Raw genomic sequence first — 2,489 nt, forward strand, 5'->3', positions numbered from 1 at the left:
GGCCCGGGCGGGTCTGCAGGGCGGGCCCAGGTGGTTCAGTGCATCGTGAAGCCGCCGTTGACGGCGAAGGTCTGGCCCGTGATGTAGCCGGATTCGTCGCCGATGAGGAAGGCGATCAGCCCGACGAGGTCGGCGGGTTGCTGGGGGCGGGAGATGGCCCGGTTGAGGCGGTACAGCTCGTGGCGCTCAGTGGGGATGTCGACGGCGGACTCCCCTTCGGTGAGGCCGGGGGCGACGGCGTTGACGGTGATGCCGAAGTCTCCGGTCTCGCGTGCCATGGCCCGGGTCAGGGAGATGACGGCGCCCTTGGAGGCGATGCGACGTACCGCCGGCCGACGTCGCCGGCGAGGGTGGCGGCCAGGGCGGCGGTGGAGTCGGGGTCGGCGACGTCGAGCGGGTGGTAGTCGGCGGTGATGCCTTCGGCGCGCAGTTCCCGGGCGGCCTGCCGGCCGGTGGTCTCGTCGAGTTCGGCGATGACGACGCGGTGGCCGTCGTTGCCGATCCGGCGGGCCGCGGCCAGTCCCAGGCCGCGGCCGGCGCCGGTGACGACGACCGTGCGGGGGGTGTCGTCGGTGGCCATCAGTCGCGGGTGATGCCGTGCATCGGGGAGTGCGCGGGGTAGGTGGGGACCTGCGGCTTCTGCGTGCCGATGATGACGCAGAAGAGGGCGTCGGTGTCGCCCTCGTTCTTCAGGGAGCGGGCGACTCCGGCGGGGACGACGATCATGTCGCGGTAGCCGAGGGTGCGGTACTCGGCCTCGTCGGCGCCGCGGTGGATGCCGACCTTGACCTGGCCCTCCAGGACGAAGAAGGCCTCCTCGACGTCGTGGTGGGTGTGCTCGGGGCCTTCGGCGCCCGGCGGGAGCAGCATGTTGGAGAGGGTGAAGCCGCCCGACGGCAGGATGCGGTTGTCGTTCTCGTGGTTGCCGGTGGCGCCGGAGCCGACGTAGCGGATCTGGGCGCGGCGGTACTGGGCGCCGGCCTTCTCCTGGAAGGAGAGGGTGTTCCAGTCGGGTTCGCGGGAGTCCTTGGTGGCGATGAGGGAGTCGGTGAACTTGGCGAGGTCGCCGTCGGTCTCGTACGGGGTGTTGTCGATGGGCACGGGGTGCTCCTTGGTTCGGTGGTGGGGGTTGGGGGGTGCGTCGTTACGCGGGAACGCGGGCGACGACGTGGAGGTGGGCGCGGACCCAGGCGTTGAAGGCCTCGGGGCGTTCCTGGTTGGAGAGGTGTCCGGCGCCGGAGAGGGTGACGTAGACGGATGTGGTGAGTCCGCCGGCGATGGCCTGTGACTCGTCGGTTCCGGTGACGGTGTCCTGTTCGCCGCAGAGCACGAGGGCGGGTGCGGTGATGGCGGGGAGGTCGTCGGTGAGGTCGGCTTCGGCCATGGAGGCGGCGGCGTATCCGTAGCCGGGGCTGCGGATGGCGGCGGCCATGGTGGCGACGACGCGTGCGACGAGTTCGGGGGGTGCGCCGGCGGAGACGAGGCGTGGTCCGCGGGCGGCGGCGAAGGCTTCGGGCCCCTGGCCGGCGAGTTGGTGTGCACGCCCGCGCATGGCTTCGGCCTTCTCCGGGTGGGTGCCGGAGCCGCGGCTGGAGTCGGCGACGATCAGGGAGGCGACGAGGTCGGGGTGGCGGGTGGCGAGGCGGAGCGCGATGACGCCGCCCCAGGAGACGCCGAGTACGTGGGCGGGGCCGCCGTGTGCGCGGATGAGGGCGGCGGCGGTGTCGGCGTAGCCGTCGAGGCCGGGTGCGTGGGCGGGGTCGGCGGAGTCCGCGTAGCCGGGGGCGTCCCAGGCCACGATGCGTACCTGGTCGGCGAGTCCGTCGAGTTGGGGGGTGAAGGCGGCGGAGGAGGAGCCGATGCCGTGGAGGCAGAGGAGCAGCGGGGCGTCCGGGTCGCCGGCTTCCCGCGTATGTACTTCGGCGACGGCGACGGTGGTGGCGGCGGCGGTCACAGGATCTGTCCTGCCCGGCCGACGACGGCGCCGAGGCTGCGGAGCACGGCGTGCGGGACGACCTGGCTGGTGGCGGGGTTGGCTTCGTCGGGCCGGTGGGCGACCTCGAAGCGGTAGGTGCCGTGCGGGCCGGCCGCTTCGATGACGTGCCGGGTGAGGGTGGCGGCCGGGTCGGCGACGACGACGACCTGGACGAGGGCGGGGTCGCCGGTGGCGAGGGCGACGGACGCGGCGACGTTGGTCGACTTGGGGAACTTGACGGGTACGTCGCGTGCGGTACCGCGCATCACCTCGACGGGTTCGGTGGTGGTCCGCAGCCGCTCGGTCAGTTCCGCGTCCATCCAGGGCTGGTGGAGGGTGGCGGGGAGTTTGGTGGTGGTGAGGGTGACGGAGGTGAGGGGGCCGAGTCCGCGGACGGCCTGGAGGAGGTCGAGTCCGCCGACGGCTCCGCCGGTGAAGTAGACGCGTCCGGGTCCGGCGGCGCGCAGCCGGCCGGTGAGTTCGGGGTCGACGAGGGCGCCGGTGGAGGCGATGA

General features: G+C 72.8%; 3 protein-coding genes and 1 pseudogene. All 4 read right to left on the reverse strand.

The genetic code is table 11. The features are described 5' to 3' along the window. Positions 1–35: 35 nt before the first annotated feature. Positions 36–580, reverse strand: a pseudogene (locus JGS39_RS39020) (SDR family oxidoreductase). Further along, the gene (locus JGS39_RS39025) at positions 580–1,101 is read right to left on the reverse strand and encodes a cupin domain-containing protein (RefSeq protein ID WP_148015699.1); all 522 of its coding nucleotides are present in this window, start codon (positions 1,099–1,101) and stop codon (positions 580–582) included. The pseudogene JGS39_RS39020 and the gene JGS39_RS39025 overlap by 1 nt, the downstream one beginning before the upstream one ends. A gap of 43 nt (positions 1,102–1,144) precedes the next feature. Further along, entirely contained in the window at positions 1,145–1,954 is an 810-nt protein-coding gene (locus tag JGS39_RS39030) for an alpha/beta fold hydrolase (RefSeq protein ID WP_219574505.1), read from the reverse strand. Beyond that, positions 1,951–2,489, reverse strand: a 539-nt coding sequence (locus JGS39_RS39035) for an aspartate dehydrogenase domain-containing protein (protein ID WP_219574506.1), incomplete at its 5' end; no start/stop codon positions are given. The genes JGS39_RS39035 and JGS39_RS39030, both read right to left, overlap by 4 nt.

The organism is Streptomyces poriferorum (assembly GCF_019399235.1).
Taxonomy (GTDB): Bacteria; Actinomycetota; Actinomycetes; order Streptomycetales; family Streptomycetaceae; genus Streptomyces; species Streptomyces poriferorum.